The 23,554-nt window shown below is 41.8% G+C and carries 20 protein-coding genes; 15 read left to right on the top strand and 5 right to left on the bottom strand.

Features of this window, described 5'->3' with window-relative positions:
• The first annotated feature begins 82 nt into the window (after window positions 1-82).
• The 12 genes from mtnA to FNT16_RS07175 all read left to right on the top strand — a co-directional run bounded on the left by mtnA (window position 83) and on the right by FNT16_RS07175 (window position 14,587).
• Window positions 83-1,108 (top strand): S-methyl-5-thioribose-1-phosphate isomerase, encoded by a 1,026-nt coding sequence (gene mtnA / locus FNT16_RS07230; RefSeq protein ID WP_143870956.1) that lies wholly within the window; start codon window positions 83-85, stop codon window positions 1,106-1,108.
• Window positions 1,105-2,148, top strand: a complete 1,044-nt coding sequence (gene mutY, locus FNT16_RS07225; RefSeq protein ID WP_143870955.1) for an A/G-specific adenine glycosylase — start codon at window positions 1,105-1,107, stop codon at window positions 2,146-2,148. The genes mtnA and mutY overlap by 4 nt, the downstream gene beginning before the upstream one ends.
• A gap of 65 nt (window positions 2,149-2,213) precedes the next feature.
• Window positions 2,214-2,486, top strand: a complete 273-nt coding sequence (locus FNT16_RS07220; RefSeq protein ID WP_143870954.1) for an oxidative damage protection protein — start codon at window positions 2,214-2,216, stop codon at window positions 2,484-2,486.
• Window positions 2,487-2,725: 239 nt separating this feature from the next.
• A complete protein-coding gene (locus FNT16_RS07215) occupies window positions 2,726-3,778 on the top strand; it encodes a DUF4382 domain-containing protein (protein ID WP_143870953.1) in 1,053 nt (350 codons plus the stop codon).
• 412 nt (window positions 3,779-4,190) lie between these two features.
• On the top strand, window positions 4,191-6,299 hold the full coding sequence (locus FNT16_RS07210) for a TonB-dependent receptor (protein ID WP_143870952.1): 2,109 nt from the start codon (window positions 4,191-4,193) through the stop codon (window positions 6,297-6,299).
• A gap of 216 nt (window positions 6,300-6,515) precedes the next feature.
• Window positions 6,516-7,277: an HpcH/HpaI aldolase family protein gene (locus FNT16_RS07205; protein WP_143870951.1), complete on the top strand. Its 762-nt coding sequence runs from the start codon at window positions 6,516-6,518 to the stop codon at window positions 7,275-7,277.
• Between the two features lie 27 nt (window positions 7,278-7,304).
• Window positions 7,305-8,000, top strand: coding sequence for an ATP-grasp domain-containing protein (locus FNT16_RS07200; RefSeq protein ID WP_143870950.1), 696 nt, complete (start codon window positions 7,305-7,307; stop codon window positions 7,998-8,000).
• 131 nt (window positions 8,001-8,131) lie between these two features.
• Window positions 8,132-8,542, top strand: a complete 411-nt coding sequence (locus tag FNT16_RS07195; protein WP_143870949.1) for a hypothetical protein — start codon at window positions 8,132-8,134, stop codon at window positions 8,540-8,542.
• A complete protein-coding gene (locus FNT16_RS07190; protein ID WP_185976720.1) occupies window positions 8,542-10,383 on the top strand; it encodes an IucA/IucC family protein in 1,842 nt (613 codons plus the stop codon). Before FNT16_RS07195 ends, FNT16_RS07190 begins: the two co-directional genes overlap by 1 nt.
• Window positions 10,370-11,575, top strand: a complete 1,206-nt coding sequence (locus FNT16_RS07185; protein ID WP_143870947.1) for an MFS transporter — start codon at window positions 10,370-10,372, stop codon at window positions 11,573-11,575. Before FNT16_RS07190 ends, FNT16_RS07185 begins: the two co-directional genes overlap by 14 nt.
• Window positions 11,565-13,409: an IucA/IucC family protein gene (locus FNT16_RS07180; RefSeq protein ID WP_143870946.1), complete on the top strand. Its 1,845-nt coding sequence runs from the start codon at window positions 11,565-11,567 to the stop codon at window positions 13,407-13,409. The genes FNT16_RS07185 and FNT16_RS07180 overlap by 11 nt, the downstream gene beginning before the upstream one ends.
• Entirely contained in the window at window positions 13,391-14,587 is a 1,197-nt protein-coding gene (locus tag FNT16_RS07175; RefSeq protein WP_143870945.1) for a type III PLP-dependent enzyme, read from the top strand. Before FNT16_RS07180 ends, FNT16_RS07175 begins: the two co-directional genes overlap by 19 nt.
• A gap of 107 nt (window positions 14,588-14,694) precedes the next feature.
• Here FNT16_RS07175 and FNT16_RS07170 read toward each other — a convergent pair whose 3' ends face one another.
• Window positions 14,695-15,048, bottom strand: a complete 354-nt coding sequence (locus tag FNT16_RS07170; RefSeq protein WP_342779167.1) for a RidA family protein — start codon at window positions 15,046-15,048, stop codon at window positions 14,695-14,697.
• A 201-nt stretch (window positions 15,049-15,249) separates the two neighbouring features.
• Between FNT16_RS07170 and FNT16_RS07165 the strand changes: the two genes are divergently transcribed.
• Both FNT16_RS07165 and FNT16_RS07160 read left to right on the top strand, forming a co-directional pair.
• On the top strand, window positions 15,250-15,471 hold the full coding sequence (locus FNT16_RS07165) for a hypothetical protein (RefSeq protein ID WP_143870943.1): 222 nt from the start codon (window positions 15,250-15,252) through the stop codon (window positions 15,469-15,471).
• A 177-nt stretch (window positions 15,472-15,648) separates the two neighbouring features.
• A complete protein-coding gene (locus tag FNT16_RS07160) occupies window positions 15,649-16,008 on the top strand; it encodes a hypothetical protein (RefSeq protein WP_143870942.1) in 360 nt (119 codons plus the stop codon).
• A gap of 234 nt (window positions 16,009-16,242) precedes the next feature.
• Here the strand turns inward: FNT16_RS07160 and thpR are convergent, their stop codons facing one another.
• A complete protein-coding gene (gene thpR / locus FNT16_RS07155; RefSeq protein ID WP_143870941.1) occupies window positions 16,243-16,788 on the bottom strand; it encodes an RNA 2',3'-cyclic phosphodiesterase in 546 nt (181 codons plus the stop codon).
• 156 nt (window positions 16,789-16,944) lie between these two features.
• Between thpR and FNT16_RS07150 the strand changes: the two genes are divergently transcribed.
• Window positions 16,945-18,900 carry a DNA topoisomerase III gene (locus tag FNT16_RS07150; protein ID WP_143870940.1) on the top strand — a complete coding sequence of 652 codons (1,956 nt, stop codon included), beginning with the start codon at window positions 16,945-16,947 and terminating at the stop codon, window positions 18,898-18,900.
• Between the two features lie 136 nt (window positions 18,901-19,036).
• Here FNT16_RS07150 and FNT16_RS07145 read toward each other — a convergent pair whose 3' ends face one another.
• From FNT16_RS07145 to FNT16_RS07135, 3 genes are all read right to left on the bottom strand, one after another.
• Window positions 19,037-20,563: a carbon-nitrogen hydrolase family protein gene (locus tag FNT16_RS07145; protein ID WP_143870939.1), complete on the bottom strand. Its 1,527-nt coding sequence runs from the start codon at window positions 20,561-20,563 to the stop codon at window positions 19,037-19,039.
• A 61-nt stretch (window positions 20,564-20,624) separates the two neighbouring features.
• Window positions 20,625-21,530, bottom strand: a complete 906-nt coding sequence (locus FNT16_RS07140; RefSeq protein WP_143870938.1) for a DUF2279 domain-containing protein — start codon at window positions 21,528-21,530, stop codon at window positions 20,625-20,627.
• A gap of 98 nt (window positions 21,531-21,628) precedes the next feature.
• Window positions 21,629-23,545: an alpha/beta hydrolase family protein gene (locus tag FNT16_RS07135; RefSeq protein ID WP_143870937.1), complete on the bottom strand. Its 1,917-nt coding sequence runs from the start codon at window positions 23,543-23,545 to the stop codon at window positions 21,629-21,631.
• Window positions 23,546-23,554: the final 9 nt, after the last annotated feature.

Here is a 23,554-nt window from a genome sequence, read left to right as displayed (position 1 = left end):
CTTTATTTATCTAATCCACTGTAAAATGCGCGTCGATGTTGGCAAAATACGCCATCGAATTCAATTATTATACATCCACTAAATGAAAAACCTGATTGCAACAAGCTTAAAATATCAAAATGGCGAACTCAGTTTATTAGATCAGCGTCATTTACCCCATCAAACCCAATGGCATATCTGTCAATCAGATGATGATTTAGTTCATTATATTCAAGTATTAGCGATCCGTGGTGCGCCGCTAATTGGTATTGCTGCAACCTTGTGGATAGGTCACATTGCCCAACAAGGGGCCAATGCTAGCGCGTTACTGGCCTCAGTTGAAAAACTCAGAGCCTCACGCCCGACCGCAGTAAATTTGATGAACTATCTGGATCGCTTAAAGCAAGCAATACAACAAGGCCAAGATAATCAAAAAATTGTCGCTTTGGCCGAACAAATATTTGCAGAAGATGTACAGCTATGTGCCGCAATGGCAGAACACGGCGCCAGACTGATAAAAGCCGAAAGCAAGATACTAACCCATTGCAACACTGGGAGTTTGGCAACCGCGGGAATGGGAACCGCCATAGGTGTAATAACCCATGCGCATAAAAATGGCAAAAACCTGCAAGTTTGGGTAGATGAAACCCGGCCACTGCTGCAAGGTGGCCGACTAACAGCTTGGGAAATGCAACAGGCAGGGGTACCCTATAAAATAATTTGTGACAATATGGCAGCCACCTTAATGGCCCAGGGCGCAGTTGACATGATATTAGTAGGGGCAGATAGAATTGCTTCCAACGGTGACTTTGCAAACAAAGTTGGTACTTACTCACTTGCTGTACTTGCGCACTACCACAATGTTCCATTTTACGTAGTCGCGCCCAGCACAACGGTTGACCTCGCTTGTACAAATGGCAAAAAAATTCCGATAGAAACAAGAGACCCACAAGAAGTTAAAGGCATTTCGGCCGCATTTGGCAGCGTACAATGGGCACCAGATGAAGCACAAGTATATAATCCGGCATTTGATGTAACACCGGCAGAACTGGTCACAGGCTGGATTCTAGAAACCGGTGTTTATTCACAACAAGATATTCAACAAGGTGCATTGCAACAATTTAAATGAAACTTAATCAACGCACAGACTTTGGCGATAAGGTCATCCACTGGTATCACCAACACGGACGTAAATCATTGCCATGGCAACAAAATAAAAGCTTATATACCACTTGGTTATCAGAGGTAATGTTGCAACAAACGCAAGTTACGACTGTTATCCCCTACTTTTTACGCTTTACCGAAAAATTTCCAACGCTTGAAGATTTAGCCAATGCTCAGCAGGATGAAGTTTTACAACTATGGACAGGGTTAGGTTATTACGCGCGCGCCAGAAATTTGCACAAAGCAGCACAGCTGGCGGTTGAACAATACGGCGAGTTTCCACAACAATTTGAGCAAGTTCTGGCCTTGCCGGGCATTGGACGTTCAACTGCTGGCGCGATTCTATCGCTGACGCTCAAACAACCCTACGCCATTTTAGATGGCAATGTAAAACGCGTGCTGTGCCGTTATTTTGCCATTCAAAGCTGGTCGGGTGAGAAAAAAACACAAGACCAGTTATGGCAGCTGAGCGAACAAGTATCACCTGCAGAAGGTATTGAATATTTTAATCAAGCCATGATGGATTTGGGATCAGGCATTTGCACGCGCAGCAAACCTAAATGTGAAAGCTGTCCACTGCAAACAAACTGTCAGGCTTACCAGTTAGCAATCACTGATAAAATACCCGTGCCGAGACCGAAAAAAGACAAGCCCGTTAAAACAACCTTTATGTATATATTGCAACAAGGCAATCAAGTATTGCTTGCTAAGCGGCCACCAACAGGTATTTGGGGCGGATTATATACATTGCCAGAATCAGAGCGTTTATTGTCAGACCAAGAGATTGAACAGCTATTCAGTTTACAAATTGAAGGACAGACAGCAGACAATACCTTTCGCCATACGTTTACCCATTTTCATCTGGATATCACACCGGTAAAAGTTGCGGTGAAAAGTAAAGCTGCAAAAATTGCAGAAAAAGATGAAGTTTGGTTTACATTGCAAGCGCCAGCTGAGTTTGGCATGTCGGCACCGACACAAAAATTACTTAAGCAATTATACTAACCTTCAAATATCTGCGCTTTACAGGTTACAATAGCTTTAATTAATCTCAATATAACAGGTGAAACATGGCTCGTACCGTACAATGTCAGTATTTAAATAAAGAAGCTGAAGGTTTAGATTTTCAACTTTATCCGGGCGAAATTGGCAAGCGCATCTTTGACAATATCTCAAAAGAAGCGTGGGCTTTGTGGCAGAAAAAACAAACCATGTTAATCAATGAAAAAAAATTAAACATGATGAACCCTGACGACCGTAAAGTGTTAGAAACAGAAATGGTTGGTTTTTTGTTTGAAGGTAAAAATGTTGAAATTGAAGGTTATACCCCACCTGAAAAATAATTGAGCTGCATATACTCGTGAGCGAATAAATGGCTCACGAGTTAGCCTAACCACAAAACGCTCATACCGCTCTGGCGCTCAATCTTTTTCACTAAATATCCAAGCAGTTCACACCCTCACACTTTAAACTGTGAAATACCACACAGCTCAGATACAGACGAGTTGAAGGTCAGACCCCTAGCCCTTACTAATGACATTAGTTCTAGCATAGTTTTATTCAGAAAAATCTAGGAGGATATATGAATTACTTAAAGACATCGCTTACATCAATCGCACTGGCAATGGGATTAACTGCATGTGGTTCAAGCATAGATACTGACGATTCAAGCTCCGACAATCAAACACAAGCAGCACAATTTTCTTTGGGGGTCTCTGACGCGGCCGTTGAAAGTGCAGCAGAGGTGAATATCTTTGTTCGTCAAGTTATTCTGAGAAACGGTAACGGCGAAGATACAATCATTGATACTTTAGACGATAATGATCAGGCCACTAAAATTAATTTGTTGGATTTTCAAGGCAGTCAAGCTTACGAATTGATTACTGATTTGCAAGTGGAAGCCGGTGATTATCAGTGGATCCGTATGGATCTGGTAAATGGCGTCGAAAACAACCTAACCCTCACTAGCCATATCGTGTTTGAGGATGCCAGTATACGTCCGCTCGTTGTGACAAGAAAAGGCAATGATGGGATAGGAGAAATTCAGTTAAACAATTTTGCATTGAACGAGGGCAATAATGAATTCGTCGTCGAATTTGACTTAAAACGCTCGCTGGTTGATCCGAAAAACAATTCAGAAATAAAACTTAAACCAACGGGTGTGCGGCTCGCGAACCAAACCGAATCCGGTCATATAGCAGGTACCATCAGTTCAGAGGTGATAGGCGCCTGCGAAGTTGACCATGCCGTAAATGCGGGGCAAGGTGGTGAATTTGGTCATGCTGTTTATTTGTATGCTGATGACGTGAGTGCTGATGCCACTGTAGACATTAATGAATCAGACGATCATAAAAGTGTTTCGCCACTTGCGACTGCAACCTTAAGCCTAAACGCAGAAAGCGGCAATTACGAGTTTGAAATGGGTTATGTCGGCGAAGGAAACTACGAATTAGGCTACACCTGCCTGTCTCATCTAGATGACGCAGAAACCATTGACGATGACTTTAGCTTATACGCCTATCAAAATAACATTCAAGTTGAAGCACAAGTCACGGCAAATATAGCGCTTGGCATTGATCAAGTTATTTTTGTCGATGTAGACAGCAATAACCAAACAGAACGCCCTGCGCAATAATAATGATTACTGATTGGCATTCCCACGCACGCCAATCAGTTGCAGCTAATATACGAGATATACTATGTTGAATTCTACGTATCTTGTATATTCAGTCGCTACAAAACATATCCAGTGTGAATTTAGACTATTCACAAGATAGATAGTATTCGACCATTCGTTTAATTGATGCCAGTGCAAGACCTCTGTTTTTCTCGCTCATTGTTTGCATTTCGCTCATCTTTACTCTCATTTTCTGCAATTTAAGCCATTATCAGCATGAAAAAAGTATTGATTCATCGTTATCAACAATTAAATACGACTTCCATTTCGCTGCAGAAAACACAAAAGAAACAACAATACAAATGGAAACCATTATCATTTGCATGTATAGTACAGTTTTTTCATTTGTCGAGTAATTAGGAAGATTTGTATGAAGTTATTCACTGTTGCTGCGTTGAGCCTAGCCGTTTCAGCCTCACTACAAGCAAAGCAAAATGATATTGAAACCGTATTGGTGACGGGCAGCCGTATTATAGAAAGTATCGATGAAGTGCCCGTTTCGGTTACCGTAATTAGCAATCAGGAATTAGAGCAGCAACTGAAAGTTTCACCCGACATCCAAAATTTATTGGCAATGTATGTACCGGGCATCAGCTCAGGTACAGGTACATCCAGTAATTTTGGTCAAACATTGCGTGGACGAGCCGCTTTAGTCATGATTGATGGTGTACCACAATCAACGCCATTAAGAAACGGCGCTCTGGGTATAAAAACACTTGATCCGAACGTCATCGAACGCATTGAAATAATTCAAGGTGCAACCTCCATTTATGGTAACGGTGCTGCAGGTGGTATTATCAACTACATCACTAAAAAGCCGGGCGCTGACGCACCTGTAGAAGTTAACTTAGACTTATCTACACGCTTTAGCGCAGTAAAATTAGAAGACACTGTAGGTCACAAAATTGCGGCAACGGTCAGTGGTTCGGTTCAGGATTTTAGTTATGTGGCCAGCTTAAGCCACGAGGAGAATGGTGTTTTACGCGATGCAGAAGGTGATGCACTGGGTACTCAGTATGGCTTATCAGAAGGTGTCACCAAAAACTATTTTGCAAAATTGGGTTATGCTTTCACTGACGAAAAAAGCCTCGATTTCACATACAATTATTATGAATCACAACAAGACTCTGATTGGGTTGATGTCATCGGCAACATCAGTAAGGGCGAAAAAACTTACGCGATATACGATCCTGCCAGTCGTCCGGAAAATGCAGAGCCGCAAGGACCAAGAGGCAACCACAATGCGCAATTAAAATATCGGGATAGCGAGATATTTGCCAATACACAGCTAGATGTTGATGCTTATAAACAAACAATTGAAAATGTCTTTTTCTATTCAACTCGATTAGGTAACCCTGATTTAGGCGTAGAAGGTGGTCAGTCACTGATTAAGTCAGATAAATCGGGTTTAAGAGCAACCTTCAATAGCTTTATTGCGTTAGACGATGTTGAATTTAATCTGATATATGGATTAGATGCACTGAATGACGTAACTTCTCAGCCGCTCGTGGATGGACGCATGTGGGTTCCTGAGATGGACATGGGCAACATCGCTGGCTTTTTGCAAAGTAAATGGATAATTGCCGATGATTACATTGTAAAAGCAGGTATTCGCCACGAAGATATCCAAATAACGGTGGATGATTACGAAACTTTAAAATTGTGTACCAGCCCAACCGTTTGTTCAACACCGATGGATGTACAAGGTGGTTCAATCGACTTTGAAGCAACCACTTACAACATTGGTTTTCGCTACAACGGCATCGATGCATTCAATCCGTACATGAGCTATTCAGAAGGTGCGGATGTACCGGATATTGGTGTGCTATTGCGTTCCGCAACAGTGGATGATATTACAAAAATTCAGACTGAAGCGGCAATTATTAAAAACTTTGAAATGGGTTTTGTCAGCAACTTTGACCAATGGCGCATCGAATTACTCGCCTATAAAAGCAAATCTGATCTAGGCTCTCGCAGCACATTAGATCCAAATACAGGGATCTACATTACGCAACGTGCCCCACAAAAAATCTGGGGTTACGAAGGTGTGGTCAATTACCAATTTAACGACACCCTCGATTTTGCGGCGACATTTGGTTATGTCGAAGGTAAACATACTGAATCTGACACCTATATAGGGGGTCGTCAAATTGGCGCACCAAAAGCAACCTTAGTTGCGAATTGGCGTCCGGTTGAACAAGCCGCGCTTGCTGTCAGTTATTTGCATGTCGCCGATAGAACCCGGTTTGAAAGAGATGAAGAGGGCAATTATAGCGGTGATGAAGGCAATGTGCAGGGGTATAACGTGGTCAATCTAAGCGGTAGTTATAATTTTGATAATGTGTCTGTCTATGCGGGTGTTGAAAACCTGTTCAATGAAGACTACTTCCCTGCCCGCGCACAAGCTTTAACTTATACGTCTTTCAATGTCAAAGGCATCGGCACCACAGTTAATATGGGTGTGAAATTTTCGTTCTAGTGAATTCCTTGTAACATCCACTCACACTCAACGTTAGCTTGTTAAACTCAACAAGCTAACGTCGTTTTTCGTTTGAAAACCACTTAATTTATACACATCTAAGCTAACGCTCGCCTTTAAAATAACTGCAAAACAAGCACAACCCTCAATTGAAAATGATAATAATTATCATTACAATAAAACCCCTCCCAAATTTAAAAGCAAGAAAGGAGCTTTATGCTAACGCTAAACAAAGTTAAAACGGCAATTAATCAAGGTCGCGAAGTCGTCGGTTTGATGAATTCCGTTCCGCTTCCCATGTTGATAGAAATGATTGGTTACGCAGGTTTCGACTTCGTTATTCTGGACATTGAACACCTGTTAAGAGATCCCAGTGAATTGCAACACGCAATCAGAGCGGCCCAATGTGCCGATATTGTCCCTTTTGTTCGTGTCCCCGGCGCAATTCCCTACTTAATAAAACAAGCTCTAGATGCCGGCGCGATGGGCATTGTCGTTCCACAAGTCAATAATAAACAGGAAGCACAAATAGCGGTCGATGCATGCCGCTATCCACCGCTTGGTACGCGAGGTATCACAGGCGGCGTGAATACCGGATTTGGCCGCTTAACAATTGACGAATACATTACCTCTGCAAATGAAGAGATCATGCTCATGCTGATGATCGAATCACAACAAGGTTTAGATAATTTAGATGATATTTTATCCGTATCCGGCATCAACATGATCTTGGAAGGCGCATTAGACCTCGCGGTTTCTTTAGGCCAACCACAATCTGTTCATCATCCAGAAGTTCAAGCCGCAATAGAATACATTGCTGAGCGTTGCCAAGCCCACCAAGTGCCATTTTGTGCCATCCCACGCGCAGAAGGCCAACTAGAAAAGTGGCGAGAAAAAGGCATTCGCCAATTTGTCGCTGGACAGGACAGAGGCATTTTATCACGCGCACTTAAAGCGCAACTCTCACCTTACAAATAACATACTCGCAAAACAAAAGGACATGACATGAAAGACACTCTAAATGGCGATTTAATCATCTTAACGCATGTACTCAATACGACAGCCGTGACCGGCTTTGTACCTGCCGCCAAAGCACTTGGTTTAAGAGTCTGGTTATTAACCGACGATATTGTTGCGCATCAACAATTTTTTTCTAACCCCAAATTAGACGCATATCCGGACGAAATTTTATCCTGTGATGTATTTAATGCGCAGTCTATCATCGAACTTATTCTGCAAAATAATCTGCACCCAAGCGCAATTTTCACGAACAGTGATCACCTGCAAACAGCTTGTGCTCAAGCGGCTGATTTTTTTGCTCTGCTGGGTAAAGACTGGCGCGTTTGTTATCGAGCAAAAAATAAAACAGCGATGCGACAATATTTGAAACAAAGCGGGCTGGAAACCACCTGGTATCAAGCTGTAGATGAAATAAATCAGCTAGAGACGCTAAATCCACCGTATCCGATCGTTGCCAAGCCCCAGCAAGGGGTCGCCAGTATGGATGTTAAACTGTGTCAAAACCATCAAGACTTAGCGCAGTTTTGCAATCAATTCTGGCAACAGCACCCCAACCAGAGCTTATTACTTGAACAATACCTACAAGGCACAGCATTTACCCTAGAAACACTGGGTGACGGGGAGAATTTGGTGGCCTTAGGGGGATTTGATATCGAACTTTCCCCCCGCCCTATTTTATAGAACGCTCAGCCAGATGGAATAATCATACTAACTCTGCACATCGGCAGTCAGCACTTGCTCAACTGCAAGCTTTTGGAATTAACTTTGGCCCTTGTCACAGTGAATTTATCCTGACAGCTGAAGGTCCTAAGTTGATAGAAATAAACTATCGCTGTATCGGTGGTGGCAAAGAATTCTTACTCGATCGTTTGCTTAACCAGGACTATTTTAAACAAATTCTGCGATTACATTTAGGCGAACGCATTAACCTTAACTCTGCTGTTGATGGTCAAGCATATGCCAATTATTACATCGCTAAGCATGCAGGTGAATTGCAAAACTGTCCCAACCCATTTGAATTTAATGCTGCGATTGGTACAAAACTGGAACTGCTGAAACAACGCGGCGAAAAAATATCATTAACACATTCAGACCGTGACCGCCTCGCAATTTTCAGTGCGTACGCAAAAGCTGAAAGCCAACTGAGTGAAAGTGAATTTGTGCAACACATAGAGCAACATATGGAACAGCACATGCCACAAAATGCATGGGAGATCCGCTAATGTCTAACCAACAGCAGACACAACTGCAGGATGATCAAAGCTATATCACCCGACGTTTACTGGATGCATGTATTCGGGAAAACGTACGTGAAATCACCACACTTGGAAAAATCATTCCCGCCGATAAAGCACCGGAAATGAATCAGACAAGCGCGATAAAAGCGGAGCACTGGCTAAAAATCACACATCTGTGCACCGAAGAAATCTGGCTTGCTGTTGAACCTTGCGATTTTATGCAGGACTGGCGGGTCGCAGATAACACATGGTTTGTTCGCAGAAACAGTAGATTCGTTTGTCAAAATCACTACAGCCAATGGTTGAGCATATTACGCCAATCACTGCCTGAAAGCGATGCCAACTATTATTTGGCATACCTGGATGAATGTGACTGCGCAACACTGCATCGAGGTTTTGCGCGTGATATATTTAACCAACAAAAAAATAGACTGAATCAAGCCATTCGAAAGACCGGAGATGGTTTTGCACAAATGGCTTTTGCCGATCAACTGGCAGCTCACTTAGATCACCCTTTTTATCCAACCGCGCGGGCTAAATTTGGTTTAGATGAAAACAGCCTAGTCAATTATTGTCCTGAAGCGATGCCAAGCTTTGAATTATGCTGGCTGGCCGTACCAAAATCACTTTGTCGTAACAGCCAGCAACAGTTGCCTTCAATTTGGCCCAACTTTAGCGATCTTGGTTTGCCGTCAGAATTAGCCAGCAGCCATCAGTTGGTGCCAGTACACCCAATGACACTAGAACATTATTTGCCACAAACATTAGCCGATTGGCCACACCGCAAGCAGTTGGTGATTGCGCCTAAACCCTACCTTTCAGTTATCCCAACCTTATCAGTCAGAACGATGGCATTGGTTGAGCACCCCCACCTGCATATTAAATTACCATTGCCGATGCGCACCTTAGGTAGCAAAAACATTCGCACTATAAAACCCAGCACGGTCACCGATGGTTATATATTCCAGCAACTCCTGCAAAAAATCGCCGAGCAAGATAAAAAATTGCACGCCGCGTACCTACATTGTGACGAAAAGCAAGGTGGATATGTCGATAACCGAGCTGATTTAGCGTGGATACTGCGAACATATCCACAAGCGTTAAAAACCGGCACCCCGGTTTGTGTCGCTGCATTTTTAGCCCAAAACCCACGGGGTAAATTTGTCATTGAGCAATTGGCTGAAGATTATTATGGTGGCGAATTGGACGTATTCATGCACGACTACCTTAAACTACAACTCAGTGTTCACCTGCGCCTGTGGCTAAAATATGGAATTTCTCTGGAAGCCAATCAACAAAACGCCCTGATTTTATTCTCACAGCATGCGCCACCTCGTTTAATACTCAGAGATAATGATTCAGGTCGAATTCTTAAAACGAAAGTGAAAAGTGCTTTGCCAGAAGCAGATGCGCTGCTGGCTCAATTTATCGACAAGCGCATGTTCGCAGACAATGAAACCGCCTTGCTGCAGATGTTTACCACTATTAATTTACAACTGAATATGGGCTGCCTATTCGAAACGCTACATGCGCATGGGCTACTCAACAAACACAAGACCTACCTACTATTGCAAACTTTATTGCAAAACGAACTGCAGGCCCTAAGTGCTGAAGGAGTCAATACTGTTTTTGCCAAAAAAATGTTACTTGATACACCAACACACTATGCTAAATATCTGTTATCCGCAGGTAGTTTATTAAGTAAAGAGAAAAGTGGTGCCGCCAGCATCAATAAATATTATGGCCTAAGTGCCCCAAATCCGCTTTCCATGCACGGCGTAGGGAATCAAAACTATCCTCGCGGAGGCGAACATGGCGAGCCTTGAAACCTCAGTAACCTACTCCAGCCGGTTCAACAAAACCATAATAACGGTATTGATTTGCCACTTTATCGCTTCTTTTTCAGTATTGGGTATGCCGTTATTTTTACCTAAAGTGATGAACGGCATGTTAGCTGAAAATCAACAGATGCTGATTGGCTGGTTTTATGTTTTACCGACGGTATGCACTGCGTTGGCTACTCCGTGGTGGGGACGTTTTGCGGATAAATACGGAAAGCGCCTGTCATTAATTCGTGCACAACTCGGGTTAGCTTTGGGTTTTATCATCGCCGGAACCGCATCAGAAATCTGGCAATTTTCAATCGGCCTGATTATTCAAGGATTTTGTGGTGGCACGTTCGCCGCATCCAACGCTTATTTATCCAGTCAGGTTGGTAAGAATAAACTGGCGAGTACACTTAACCTGACACAATTTTCAGCTCGCCTTTCATTGCTGACCGCCCCTGTCATTCTCGGGCTTTTTATGGGCTTAGAAGCACCGCTGAAAATATACTGTTATCTCGCTTTATTACCTTTAATAGCAGCAGTCGTGATCACCCGATTACCAAAAAAGGAGCAAGCACATAAGCCTAATAAAAACAGCAAAACAATTGTCACTGCCACATCGAGTTTAAGTTTTAATCAGATCTTACTGATTAAGTTTCTCTTCAGTTTTTCAACGGTCGTGTCATTCCCCTACTTTCTCCCGTATATGCAATCACTACAGGTGAGCAATGAAAGCCTGATCGGTTTTTATTTCAGCTTACCGCATTTAATTTACCTGATAGTGGTGATGCTGAATCCAAACTGGCAAACGCGCATGTCTGCACAACAACTCTGTCGTTACGGTTTAGCAATTCTGGGTATCAGTGCCGGATTGCAGTTTCAAGCAGAAGTTGGCAGTTGGATGGTATTTTGGCGTTTGTTAATGGGCCTTGGGATCTGTTTAACCTTTATCGGTTTGCATCAAAGTGTTTCAGCACTCAAAACTTCGGCCTCCGGCCTGATGTTTGGCCGGTTTGACAGTGCCAGCAAATGGGCTGGCGTCGTAGCAGGTTTTTGCGCCGGTATTATTGTCCAGCAGTTTACACACCATACGCCATTTTTACTCAGCATGATAAGTGCTTTATTGGCACTCACCATTGTGCTTTTCCCCCGTTTTCAGTCCCAACTCAAGGACACCGAACATGCAGAATAATGTTATTAGCCAAAAATTCCAACAGACGCTACTGCAAGAAAAAGCAGAGCGCCGCAGCATGATGAATCTAATCAATTGTTATTGCCGTGAGTTTGCAGCGCAGCGCAATGAAATCACAGTCAACCCGAACATACACAAACACAGCTGGCCAGAAGCATTTAAAACGCATTTAAAAAAAAGCGCACAGGATGTTTTATTAATTAATTTCCCGCTTTTAAACTCACAGCTTTTAGTGAGGGTGACTGCGCTTAAAAAGCTCGGTCAGTGCCGACATATAAGTGCACCTTATGTGAAAAAAACGGGCACTGGTTGGCAAAAGATCAAACATAAAGAGCTGACTCTGCTTTTGTTACACAACCTAGCTGTGGCGATGGATCAGCCTTTTAACGCAGAACTCGCGCAACAAATAAACAATAGCGTCAACAACAGCCATTTATTTTTGCAATACCGTGCCCATGCCGATTCACAAGACGCTTCGACCACCTTGTTAAAAAATGGCTTTATACGCAGCGAACAAAATTTACTGTGGGGGCATGCTTGGCATCCAACACCAAAAAGCCGAGAAGGTGTCAGCCGCGATATACTGGCTTCCTTTTCACCGGAAACCGGCGCGCATTTTCAGCTCAGGTACTTAGCGGTACGCACCGAATTAATACAAAGTTTAAATAGTGTTGAATTTGACGGTCTAGATTTCTTACAAACCCTAAGTCAGCTGGAAGTACCGACCGGATATCACGTATTTGTATGTCACCCTTTTCAGTTGGATAAATTTTCAAGCCGCGGTTTATTTCAAAAAGCAGTCAAAAATGGTGATATTGTCCAACTTGGCGCTGCAGGTACACCTTGGTTTCCAACATCTTCAGTTAGAACCTTATACAACAACGAAGCAGATTATTTTCTTAAGTTCTCTTTACATATCAGACTAACCAATTGTGTTCGTAAAAATGCTTGGTACGAGTTAGAAACCGCGGTTTACTTAAACCAAATACTCAGTCGATTGCAAAAAAATCAAGCCAGTCAATTTACCCATTTTCAGTTAATGGCCGAACCTAGCTCAGTCACTTTGAATTTTGCGAACCTAGCCAGCCAAGCGCAGCAGGACGAAGTGACTGAACTGAGTGAAGCATTTGGTATTTTATTTCGACAATCTTTCTCGCAAGCGCAAGTTGAAAAACAGCAACCGCGCGTGGCCGCCGCTTTGTTTACCGACGACGCCAACAATAATAGCGCAATCAAACCTTATATTGCCTCACTGGCAAAAGCCAATGAGCTCAGTGAAACACTTGCGGCAAAATACTGGTTCGAGGCATACACTGAAGCACTATTACCACCAGTTTTATTTTACTTTTTTAAACTGGGTATCATCTTTGAACCTCACCTACAAAACACCGTGATTGGCTTTGATACTCATCGCCCAGTATTTATCAGCCTGCGCGATTTAGAAGGGACAAAACTCGCCACAACAAAGTGGCCTGAAGATACATTAAGCGGGCTTAGTCAACGCGCGATCAATTCTATCTATTACGACAGAGCACAAGGTTGGCGCCGTATTGCTTATTGCCTTTTAATCAACAATATTAGCGAAGCCATATTCCACTTAAGTGACAATAATCCTGAGCTTGAAGAGGCGATGTGGCAAACCGTGTACAACAGCATACAAAACTACCAGCAACAATATGGCCAAGAGCCAGAGTTACAAAAGTTGTTAAAGGGTGGAAATATTCCCTGTAAATGCAATTTAATGACTCGTCTTTTAAAGCACGCCGATCGTCTTGCTCAATACGTCGAATTACCCAATCCTATGAGTACAATCACATGCCACAACACAATATAACTGAAGCCGTACAACAACTTGCCAAGCGTTCTGAACAGGGTGTTTGTGCCTATATTTACGATCTACCATCACTCAGCCAGCATGCAAGTATGATGGTGGATGCATTACCCCCAAATTGCCAACTATTCTATGCCGCAAAAGCCAACCCGAAAGCTGAAGTTTTGCAGAGCTTAGCGCCTATCGTAGATGGTTTTGAAGCAGCCTCTGGCGGCGAATTAAGCTGGTTAAAAGAGCAGTTGCCTGAGCAGGATTTAATATTCGGCGGGCCCGGCAAGTTGGATTCAGAGATTGAGCTTGCCATTCACTATGGTATTGAATTATTGCACGTCGAAAGTTTATATGAAATCCGCCGCGTGCAATCAATTGCCGAGCGTCTGGGTAGTAAAGTTAACATTCTGCTGAGAATGAATATACCCATCGGCAATATTGGTACCACTAAACTCGCGATGGGTGGTAAAGCGACCCCTTTTGGCATTGACAGCGCACAATTGCCAGACGCTTTATCTTTGCTAAAAAATTGCCCAAATATCATATTAAAAGGATTTCACTTTCATTTAATGTCACACCAACTATGCCGCCATAAACATTTACGGCTGATGTCACTATATTTTGCAACATTTAAACGTTGGCAAGCAGAATACGCATTAACAGTTGAACAACTCAATGTCGGTGGTGGTATTGGCATAAACTATCAAAACCCCGCAGAGGTATTTGAATGGCGTGCATTTTGTGACGAGCTAGAAACCTTAATCACCCTAAATAAAATGCAAAATACTCAAATTCGATTTGAATGTGGCCGTTTTGTCAGTGCAGGCTGTGGTTACTACTGCATGGAAGTAATCGATATAAAACAAAATCATGGAGAATATTTTGTTGTGGCTAAAGGTGGAACACATCACTTTCGCACACCTGCAGCACAAAATCATGACCACCCGTTTGAAGTGATCAAACGTCGCACACCGCTGCTTGATGTGCCCACCCTGAAAAACAAAAAAGCCACTTTAGTTGGTCAGCTTTGCACGCCAAAAGATATTTTAGCCAAATCTCAATTATTAACCGACATCGCAGTGGGTGATTACCTATTATTTGGCCAAGCTGGTGCATATGCGTGGAATATTTCACATCAGAATTTTTTGATGCACAGCAAACCGGATATGGTATTTTTGCGGCAACGGTGATAAAAACATCAACTTTAAACGCCATCGGCTTTAACTACAGCGTTAAAGCCGATGACGGTCAATACAACAAACCAAGTTGAAAGACAGCTCCCAAATTCAAATAACGTTTATTTAATTTGCGCAGCAACCACAGAAATTTCAACCAACAAGACATCACGTGCCATTTTAGCTTCTACACAAGCTCTGGCGGGCGCGTAACCTTCAGGTACCCAGTTATCCCAAACTTCATTCATTTCTTTAAAGTACTGCATATCTTTTAGATAAATAGTAGCAGATAAAATATGTTTTCTGTCACTGCCAGCTTGTTGCAATAAATCATCGACTTTTTCTAACATACTGGCGGTTTGTTCTTTAATACCCTGAGTAGCGTCTTTGCAGACCTGACCACATAAATAAATAGTGCCATTGTGTTTAACAATACGGCTCATACGTTGGCCCGTTTCAATACGTTCGATCAAAATAATACCCTTATCGTTTAGCGTATAAATAATTGCGCTGGATTTTATCAGTTTCACGCAAAAATAATAAAATAATCACCGAGCTTTTTAGTTTTTGCACTTTAATTTTTTATAAAGCAGCTATCTTTAGATATAGCACAGATGAAAAGCAATTAGCTGGAACTAAACGAATACAAGTGAACGAAAAAATAACTGGAGACAAAAATGCGTTGTATGTTTTGTAATTCAAATATGCTCGAATCGGACAAATCGAAAGGTTTACCTGTCACCATTCCCGGAAAAGGCGTCGCGCATACACATTGTGCCGAAGCTGACTTAGTGAAAAAACGTGTATTTGGCAATATTCATTTAGCGGATATGGAAGATGATGATTTGTTAGAACTATATGAGCTGGTGCAGGTAGAAGTTAATGAAAGAAGTGCATAAACTGGCAGGTTTTGCTGCCAATTTATGCACTACAAGCAACATAATCATACGGCAAACAATAGAGAATAATAGAGAATAATGGAGAATAATGGAGAATAATTATACTTTGCCGTAAACTAACCCCAAGACACTGGGTAAAGTAGTTAAAAGTAGTTAATTGCTGTTTAGGAGGATTTTATGCCTATCAATGCGTATTCAAACGGTTTAAATTCTGCCATTTTAAATTCTACTATTTTAAATAATAACTTGGGTGTTCAATCTGCTGTGCAGTCTAGCGAACGATCACAATCGCCGACCGCGCTGAGCTACAGCTTACCCCAAGAGAACCAATTATTAGATACGCAGCAAGTGCTGGCGAATGCAGCAGCACAACAAATTGGTTCAACTTCACAAATTTTAAAAGGTGCAGGCGCTGGCGATCCATTAACTAACCAACTTGTCTCTTTTTCAGTTAATGCAAATAATACGCTTTCGACTTTATCATTAGATGACGTGACAGCCGGAGCGGTAGGCCGCATTATTAACGAAACAATTTAATCGCTAGGGCGTGTTTATCTTTGTTTATAATTTGAGCTGAGAGAAAAAATGGTCTTAGGCAAGGCAGAAATAATGAAGTTTAGTCATCTAAATAAGTTATTTCTAACGCTGCATAAGACCATTTTGGCCTCAGCCCGAAGGGCAATGGCTATTTTAACCCTTAACGGCATTAGAATTCGTTTATTTAGAATGACTAAACCCCACTCATTCTACTTTGTTAATGATTAAAATAGCCTATTGCTCAAAAATAATACAAAGATTCACACGCCCTAGCGGCCAGCTAAAGCGTTTAAAATAACGCACGCCCGATTCAGTTGAAACAGATTCATACAAGGAAAATTCTTTTATCTTGACCTCAAAATCAGGCTCAATTAAAGCGCAAGGCGGCTCTACTGCACATTTGCGTGCTAACGTCAGATGCGGAATATAAGTTTGATTTTGCAAAGGAATATTCGCTACTCTTGCGGCTTTACGCCCTATTTTTGCTAAACTGAGCAATTCATCTGGCACCGTTTTACAGCCAATCCAGAAAGCTTTGGGTTTAGACCAGTAACCTTGCATATCTAAACGCAAATCGAAAGTCTTAACCTCAGTTTGCTGATCCATAAACTGACATATTTGTTCTAATTGAGCCTCAGTTATTCGGCCATAAAATGCCAGTGTGATATGAAAATTACAAACAGGCACCGGACTATTAAACGCCGGCAGACTTTTGTCTCGCCAAGTTTCAATGGCTAATTTACATCGACTGTCAGGCTCGATTGCTAAAAAATATCGCATAACACGCTCACTTAAACACCTAATTAAACATCCGCTAAACTCTCATTGAGACCACAAAGCTTACCGCAAAATAAAATTTTATTTGATTGCACCTTTATAACTGGTCATTTATACAGTTATACTAAACGCATTGTCTAACAGCACTCTGATTGTATTATGCAGCTTTATATTGCCGAAAAACCTTCGTTGGCACGAGCGATTGCCACTGTACTGCCAAAACCACAAAAAACACAAGACGGCTATATAGAATTACCGAATGGCGATTGTGTCAGTTGGTGTATTGGACATTTACTGGAAAACGCAGCGCCTGAAAACTACGACAATAAATACAAAAGCTGGCAACTCGATCACCTGCCAATAGTGCCACAAAAGTGGCAATTAAATGCCAAAAGCAAAACAAAAAAACAATTAAGCATATTAAACCGCCTGATTAAACGCGCTTCACATATTGTGCATGCGGGCGATCCCGATCGCGAAGGTCAATTATTGGTAGATGAAGTCATCGCCCATTGCCAACAACATAACAGCTCGCCAAACAAACCGGTTTCGCGTTTATTAATCAGTGACTTAAATCCTTCAGCTGTTAAACAAGCGCTCAATAAATTAAAAGATAATCAGGATTTCAGACAGCTGTCTATTTCGGCCTTAGCACGCAGCCGAGCTGACTGGCTATTTGGCATCAATTTAAGCCGTGCATACAGCATTAAGGCACAACAAAAAGGCTATCAGGGTGTGGTTTCAATAGGTCGGGTACAAACGCCTTTACTGGGTTTAATTGTCAAACGGGACGATGAAATTAGCGCATTTGAAAGCAAACCTTTTTATCAGGTGGTCGCCCATTTACAAAGCCCGGCGGGTGAGCCGTTTGACGCGATGTGGCAACCCAGTGAAGCCTGCCAACCACATATGGACAGCGATGGTAGAGTATTAAATAAAAAATTGGCCGAGCATGTCATTGCTAAAATTAACGGCCAATCAGCAACAGTATTAAAAACAGAAGGGAAACAAAAAAAACAGGCTGCCCCTTTACCTTACAACTTATCGGCATTGCAAATAGATGCCTCTAAAGTATTGTCGTTAACAGCGCAACAAACATTGGATACCTGCCAGAGTTTATACGAAAAACATAAACTGATTACCTATCCAAGATCAGATTGCCGTTACCTGCCTAAAGAACATTTTACTCAAGCACCACAAATTAGTCAGGCAATTGGACAAAATGCATCCAATTTACACAATGCCGTACAAAATGCCAACCTCGCGCTGCGTAGTAAAGCGTGGAATGATGCTAAAGTATCAGCTCACCATGCGATCATTCCAACCAGTAAAATAAATAAAAGTCAGCTCAGCCCAACGGAGCTACAGTTATATCAGTTAATTTGCCGCCAATATTTGATGCAATTTTATGGTCCTTGGGTTTATCAAGACAACCGCATCGAACTTGAACTCGGTGGTGGGGTATTTATCGCCAAACAAAGAGACTCCGTTGAATTAGGTTGGAAGCAACTATTACCACAAAGAAAAGAGACACAAAACAATGCCTCGCAACAACAAGAGGTGATCGCCAAACCACCGCTGCCTGAGCTAAAAAAGGGCGATATCTGCCCCTGTCTCGCAGCTGATTTACTGGAAAAAATGACCCAGCCGCCAGAGCACTTTACCGATGCAAGTCTGTTATCTGCGATGACAGGTATCAGTCGTTTTGTTAAAGACTCAAATATTCGAAAAATATTAAAAGAAACAGATGGCTTAGGAACGGAAGCAACACGGGCCAGTATGATAGAGGTACTATTAAAACGGGGTTTTATTCGTCGTCAGGGCAAAAAATTACTAGCAACCGAAACAGGTAAAGATCTTATCCATAAATTGCCGGCCAGTTTAACCTTACCCGATATGACAGCGCAGTGGGAAGCCAGTTTAGAAGCCATTTGCCAAGCACAGCAAAACTACCAAAATTTTATGCAACCGATTGAAAATGCATTAAACCACCTAGTTGCCGATTGCATTCAGCAACACGACTTTCAGTTAAGCCAATCACAAAAAGCACAAAACGCACAAAACGCAGCCAGAAGCCGCTTTAGCAAAAAACGCAGACGAAAAAAAGCGGCTTAACAGCCGCTGATATTTATTATCCAATACGGATAGCCCAGTCTTTGTGTAATAACCATTAGAATCTAGTGCTTATACCCTACTACTACACATATATAACAATACATTTATATAAAAACCAAGCAGAGTAAGTAAGCAGTTACTTTTCCAGCCATTCTATTTTATATAAGTCTTTTCGTCTGTCTTTTAAATTAGTTACCGCACCTTCTGCATGCAGTACTTTAAGCGCGGCTAAATCTAAATCAGCAAACATCAGCATTTCTGTATTAGGCGTGGTTTCAGACAAAACAGCATCATGCGGAAAAGAAAAATCAGACGGAGTAAATACCGCAGATTGAGCATATTGCACATCTAAACTATCTACACTGGGTAAATTACCAACACTACCGGCTATCGCCACATAACATTCATTTTCAATGGCTCTGGCTTGTGCACAATGGCGCACCCGTAAATAGGCATTTTTAGTATCAACCCAAAAAGGTACAAACAAAATATCCATGCCCTGCTCTGCCAGTAAACGCGTGATTTCTGGAAACTCAACATCATAACAAATCAAAATACCGACCCGTCCAGCGTCGGTTTCAAATACTTGTAATTTGTCACCCCCTTCAATTACCCAGTCCCATTTTTCATGTGGTGTAATATGAATTTTGCGTTGCTCATCTACCGTACCATCGCGATGGCATAAATAACTGACATTAAATAGCCTATCACCTTCTACCAATGGCATTGAACCGGTAATAATATTGATATTATAACTGACCGCCATTTGTGACATTTGCGTTTTAAATTCTTCGGTAAAACCGGCAAGGTAGCGAATCGATTCAGTGCGTCTTTTATCCGGCGATAAGCCCATCAAGGGTGCATTAAAAAATTCCGGAAACAGCGCAAAATCACTTTGGTACTCAGACAAAGCATCAACAAAATATTCAACCTGTTGCATTAGCTCTTTCACCGTTGCCGCTTCGCGCATCTGCCATTGAACCACACCGATTCGCACCTGAGTGGGTGTGGTATCAACCACCGCAGCTTCTGGTTCATAAAAAATATTATTCCATTCTAACAGCGTTGCATAACCACCAGACTTCTCATCTTCCGGTAAATAATGTTTAAGCAGTCGTTTTACTTCAAAATCGTTGGACAATTGAAAAGTCAGTATCGGATCGTAGATCTTTTTACGTTTAACTTTGTCTATGTATTTAACCGGTGTCAGTTTCTTTTTGTATTTGTGATATTCGGTAATACGGCCACCCGCCAATATGGATTTAAAATTGTGCTGGCGGCACAATTCTTTACGCGCATCATACAAGCGTCGACCTAACCGATAGCCACGATAATCCGGGTGAATTAATAAATCCAACCCATAAATCGCATCGCCATCGGCGTCATTTAAAATCTGACTTTGCGGACCAATTAAATCATCATAAGTGTGAGGGTTTGAAAAACGACTATAATCTACCTGAACAGACAACGCGATACCAATCAGTTTGTCTTCGTCCATCAAGCCTAACTGGCCTTCAGGAAAATCCGAAATCAATTGACAAATTGTCTCTTGCGGCCAAGCACCGCCGATATCATTGTATACCCTATCCATTAACTTTTTAACTTGAGGGTAATCTTTGTCTTTTATGTTAACCAAACTCAAATGCAGATCTTTTAAACTCATATTGAATCCTTACTATCAAGCTGACATTTTTTTGCAGATTGTCGATGATGGCGATTGGCCGTTAATTTACACCTTTTCTGCGCTCAGCGATATCTGTACGTAATGAAATTCCAGGTACCTGCACATAATGCGTTGCAGCCCGAATATACTGGCCTACTTGACCCAGTTGTTTTTCGTATGGTTTAAACAAGAGTTCATCCAGATTAATACTGATCCCCACGAAAGTTTCAGTTGTACGATAGTCAGTAAAAGGCCGATCATTTTTTGCAAACCCGCGCGTAAAATAACCTAATTGCAGTTCGAAAAATCGTAATGGTGTTTTTTTCAGAGCATCGATGCCGTTTAACTTAGCAACCGCCAAATACTTCATGCCGGAATAATCAGTTACCGGATGAAAACCTTCCATGCCTTTAGAAGGTGAATACTCAATACGTAAATCTAAGGTATCGCCTAACGTGTGAGGATAAATAGTTTTAAAGTAAGAGACACCCGCACCTACTGTATTGGCGACTAAATCCTGATAGCTAAAGCCGTGGTCGCCTGAATAACCGTCGAACACTTCCACATATAACATTAATGCAGAGGCAGCATAAACAGAATATAAAGCCGATGATTGCGCGCTATACCCTTTATCCATCATACGATGAGATAAGAATTCACTCATCGCATAAGTTGAATACAAGTGCCCCAATTTATCGGCGCCACCACTGCCGGTATCCATTCCAAACCAGCCTTCCCCGTTGAATTTAAACTTAGAGCTACCCCAATCCCATTCCTTTAAACCAAGATAGGTGATCCCGCCAAATAATGCGCCAATCTCTAACCAGTTTTCTTCACTGGCATGCCAAAAATCACGGTAATCCGGCTGAATAGCGGATAAATTAACTGAATCGGTTGGTTGTGCAAACCCGCGAGCAGAAGTAAAAAACGACAACAGTACTAAAAGGGTGAAAATCCTATATTTCATTTAATCATAATCAAATAGTCCAATATAAGCATATTGTCTAACAGGGCATCTAGCTTTGCAATTTCAGCGATGCCCATATTCAATTAAATGACCTTTATTTAATGAACCTTATTTAATGTTAATTGGCGCATCAGAAAATCGGTAATCAGTGCCAGCTCTGCACGTAACCCCTCTTTTTTCTGATGTCCATGGCCGGCTTTGTCGAAGATTTTCATTTCGACTTGTTTTTTATGCTGCGTCAACATTTGCTGAAAACGCCAGGTATGTTCAGGGCGCGCGATTTTATCTTTAGCACCCGCAGTCAATAAAACCGGCACATTGAGTTTATCCGCTAAATAAACCGGAGATTTTTGTATATTAGGGTCGCCGACCACCTGGTGTACCCGCTTCTGATACAATTCGCCCTGCTTATAATTTACATCGCTATACAACAAATGTAAGTCGTAAACACCAAAACGGGCGACCACACAGTCAAAAACATCTGGATGTAAAATTGCCAGCATCGAAGCTGAATAACCGCCATAACTACTCCCAAGGCTGCAAATTTTATCAAATGATTCGGTTTTTAGCAGGTTATGCAGCGCTGCCATCACATCCTGCTCGATCATTTCACCAAATTGCCCACGCCCAGCATCCATAAAACGTTTGCCATAACCGATAGAGCCTCTAAAATTAACCTGCAAACTCGCAAAACCCAGCTGACTCAAATACTGCAATTGGGCATTAAAACTGCGCGAATCGCGCACACCAATTGGTCCGCCATGTGGGACAACCAGTAACACAGATTGCTCTAACACACCGGTTTTAGCGGGCAGATAATAACTCTCGGTAGTCTGCCCATCCGCATTTTTAAACTCTCTGAGCTCACTCTTATTAAAATTCAAAGCACCGTGCTGTGCATATCGATGTGCGAGCAATTGAGGCAGGTCACTGTTATCAGGCAGTAAATAAAACGCACCTGAGAAGTTCGAATCTGAATGAAACAGTACCATGTTATCTTCATTTTGATCGGCTGACACTATATATGAAGACCCATCATTTAACAGTTGAGTGACCAACTGTAATCTCTGTTTCACTGATTCATCAAAATAATCAACTTTCAGCAATCCATCCTGATAATAACTGACGGAACGAAGCTGTTGGTCAGTTTTAGTGAGTGATACACCAACTAAATCATACTCAGGATGCTGATATAAAGACTCAACAAAACGCTGAGCTGCAATATCAAAACGCCATAATGCCACTTTATCTGACACGACATTAGACAGTACTAAAGCCGTATTCGCGTCTATTATTGCAATGGGTTTAAAGGTATTTCGGGTAACATCTGTTTTATATAACTTTTGCCAGTGTTCATCTTCATCTAAAAACCAGAATTGATGCTCTACCGACTTTCGGTCATTTGATTGGGCAAACCTAAGGTTGTGCTGTTCATCAGTTGAATAGCGCAAAACGTCCTTTAACTCAGCCTGATATTCATAGGCTTGGCTAAAATTATTGCGAATTAAATCTTGTGGAGTCGCGCGAAATAATTTTAATCTATATTTTAACCGCTCGTATTGATAGTGTGCATATATCAGTTGACCACTCTGTCTAGCCAAAGGATCAACTAAATAACCAGGTACATGCAAACCATGCTCTTTAATCGATAAATCGTCTGAAATTTCATATAAATACTTTTTATGTTTTGCCTTATAACTGTCTGATTTTGCATACTGCAAATACAGGTGTTTATTGTCTATCCAGGCAAGCCTTGCATATTGTATACGCTGCCCCTTTGGCAAGTTATGTACAATACTTGTTTCAAAGTTGGATAGCGAAAATACCGCAATATAGTCTTCATCTTCGTGGCTGGTAGTAAAAGCGGCATGTTGTCCATCAGGGCTCATCCGGATATGCTTGATGCTGGCTGAACTGATAATTTTCTCTAGCAGTCCTCGTTCATTGGCAACAGTGTGCCCACTAAATAGCAAAAACAATAAAAAACAGAAGGTATAGCGTTTTAATTTGTCCATTTAAGCTCA

The sequence above is a fragment of the Catenovulum sediminis genome (assembly GCF_007289895.1).
Taxonomy (GTDB): domain Bacteria; phylum Pseudomonadota; class Gammaproteobacteria; order Enterobacterales; family Alteromonadaceae; genus Catenovulum; species Catenovulum sediminis.
The sequence above is the reverse complement of the archived record's forward strand: the minus strand, read 5'-3'. Positions and strand labels throughout refer to the sequence as shown.

What these genes read in the sequence shown, in the direction of transcription:
- FNT16_RS07180 (WP_143870946.1), top strand. Translation starts at nt 11,565, where the DNA reads ATGCAGAATAATGTTATTAGCCAAAAATTCCAACAGACGCTACTGCAA.
- FNT16_RS07220 (WP_143870954.1), top strand. Translation starts at nt 2,214, where the DNA reads ATGGCTCGTACCGTACAATGTCAGTATTTAAATAAAGAAGCTGAAGGT.
- FNT16_RS07185 (WP_143870947.1), top strand. Translation starts at nt 10,370, where the DNA reads ATGGCGAGCCTTGAAACCTCAGTAACCTACTCCAGCCGGTTCAACAAA.
- FNT16_RS07160 (WP_143870942.1), top strand. Translation starts at nt 15,649, where the DNA reads ATGCCTATCAATGCGTATTCAAACGGTTTAAATTCTGCCATTTTAAAT.
- FNT16_RS07145 (WP_143870939.1), bottom strand. Translation starts at nt 20,563, where the DNA reads ATGAGTTTAAAAGATCTGCATTTGAGTTTGGTTAACATAAAAGACAAA.
- FNT16_RS07150 (WP_143870940.1), top strand. Translation starts at nt 16,945, where the DNA reads ATGCAGCTTTATATTGCCGAAAAACCTTCGTTGGCACGAGCGATTGCC.
- thpR (WP_143870941.1), bottom strand. Translation starts at nt 16,788, where the DNA reads ATGCGATATTTTTTAGCAATCGAGCCTGACAGTCGATGTAAATTAGCC.
- FNT16_RS07165 (WP_143870943.1), top strand. Translation starts at nt 15,250, where the DNA reads ATGCGTTGTATGTTTTGTAATTCAAATATGCTCGAATCGGACAAATCG.
- FNT16_RS07135 (WP_143870937.1), bottom strand. Translation starts at nt 23,545, where the DNA reads ATGGACAAATTAAAACGCTATACCTTCTGTTTTTTATTGTTTTTGCTA.
- FNT16_RS07190 (WP_185976720.1), top strand. Translation starts at nt 8,542, where the DNA reads ATGTCTAACCAACAGCAGACACAACTGCAGGATGATCAAAGCTATATC.
- FNT16_RS07175 (WP_143870945.1), top strand. Translation starts at nt 13,391, where the DNA reads ATGCCACAACACAATATAACTGAAGCCGTACAACAACTTGCCAAGCGT.
- FNT16_RS07140 (WP_143870938.1), bottom strand. Translation starts at nt 21,530, where the DNA reads ATGAAATATAGGATTTTCACCCTTTTAGTACTGTTGTCGTTTTTTACT.
- FNT16_RS07210 (WP_143870952.1), top strand. Translation starts at nt 4,191, where the DNA reads ATGAAGTTATTCACTGTTGCTGCGTTGAGCCTAGCCGTTTCAGCCTCA.
- mutY (WP_143870955.1), top strand. Translation starts at nt 1,105, where the DNA reads ATGAAACTTAATCAACGCACAGACTTTGGCGATAAGGTCATCCACTGG.
- FNT16_RS07205 (WP_143870951.1), top strand. Translation starts at nt 6,516, where the DNA reads ATGCTAACGCTAAACAAAGTTAAAACGGCAATTAATCAAGGTCGCGAA.
- FNT16_RS07215 (WP_143870953.1), top strand. Translation starts at nt 2,726, where the DNA reads ATGAATTACTTAAAGACATCGCTTACATCAATCGCACTGGCAATGGGA.
- FNT16_RS07200 (WP_143870950.1), top strand. Translation starts at nt 7,305, where the DNA reads ATGAAAGACACTCTAAATGGCGATTTAATCATCTTAACGCATGTACTC.
- mtnA (WP_143870956.1), top strand. Translation starts at nt 83, where the DNA reads ATGAAAAACCTGATTGCAACAAGCTTAAAATATCAAAATGGCGAACTC.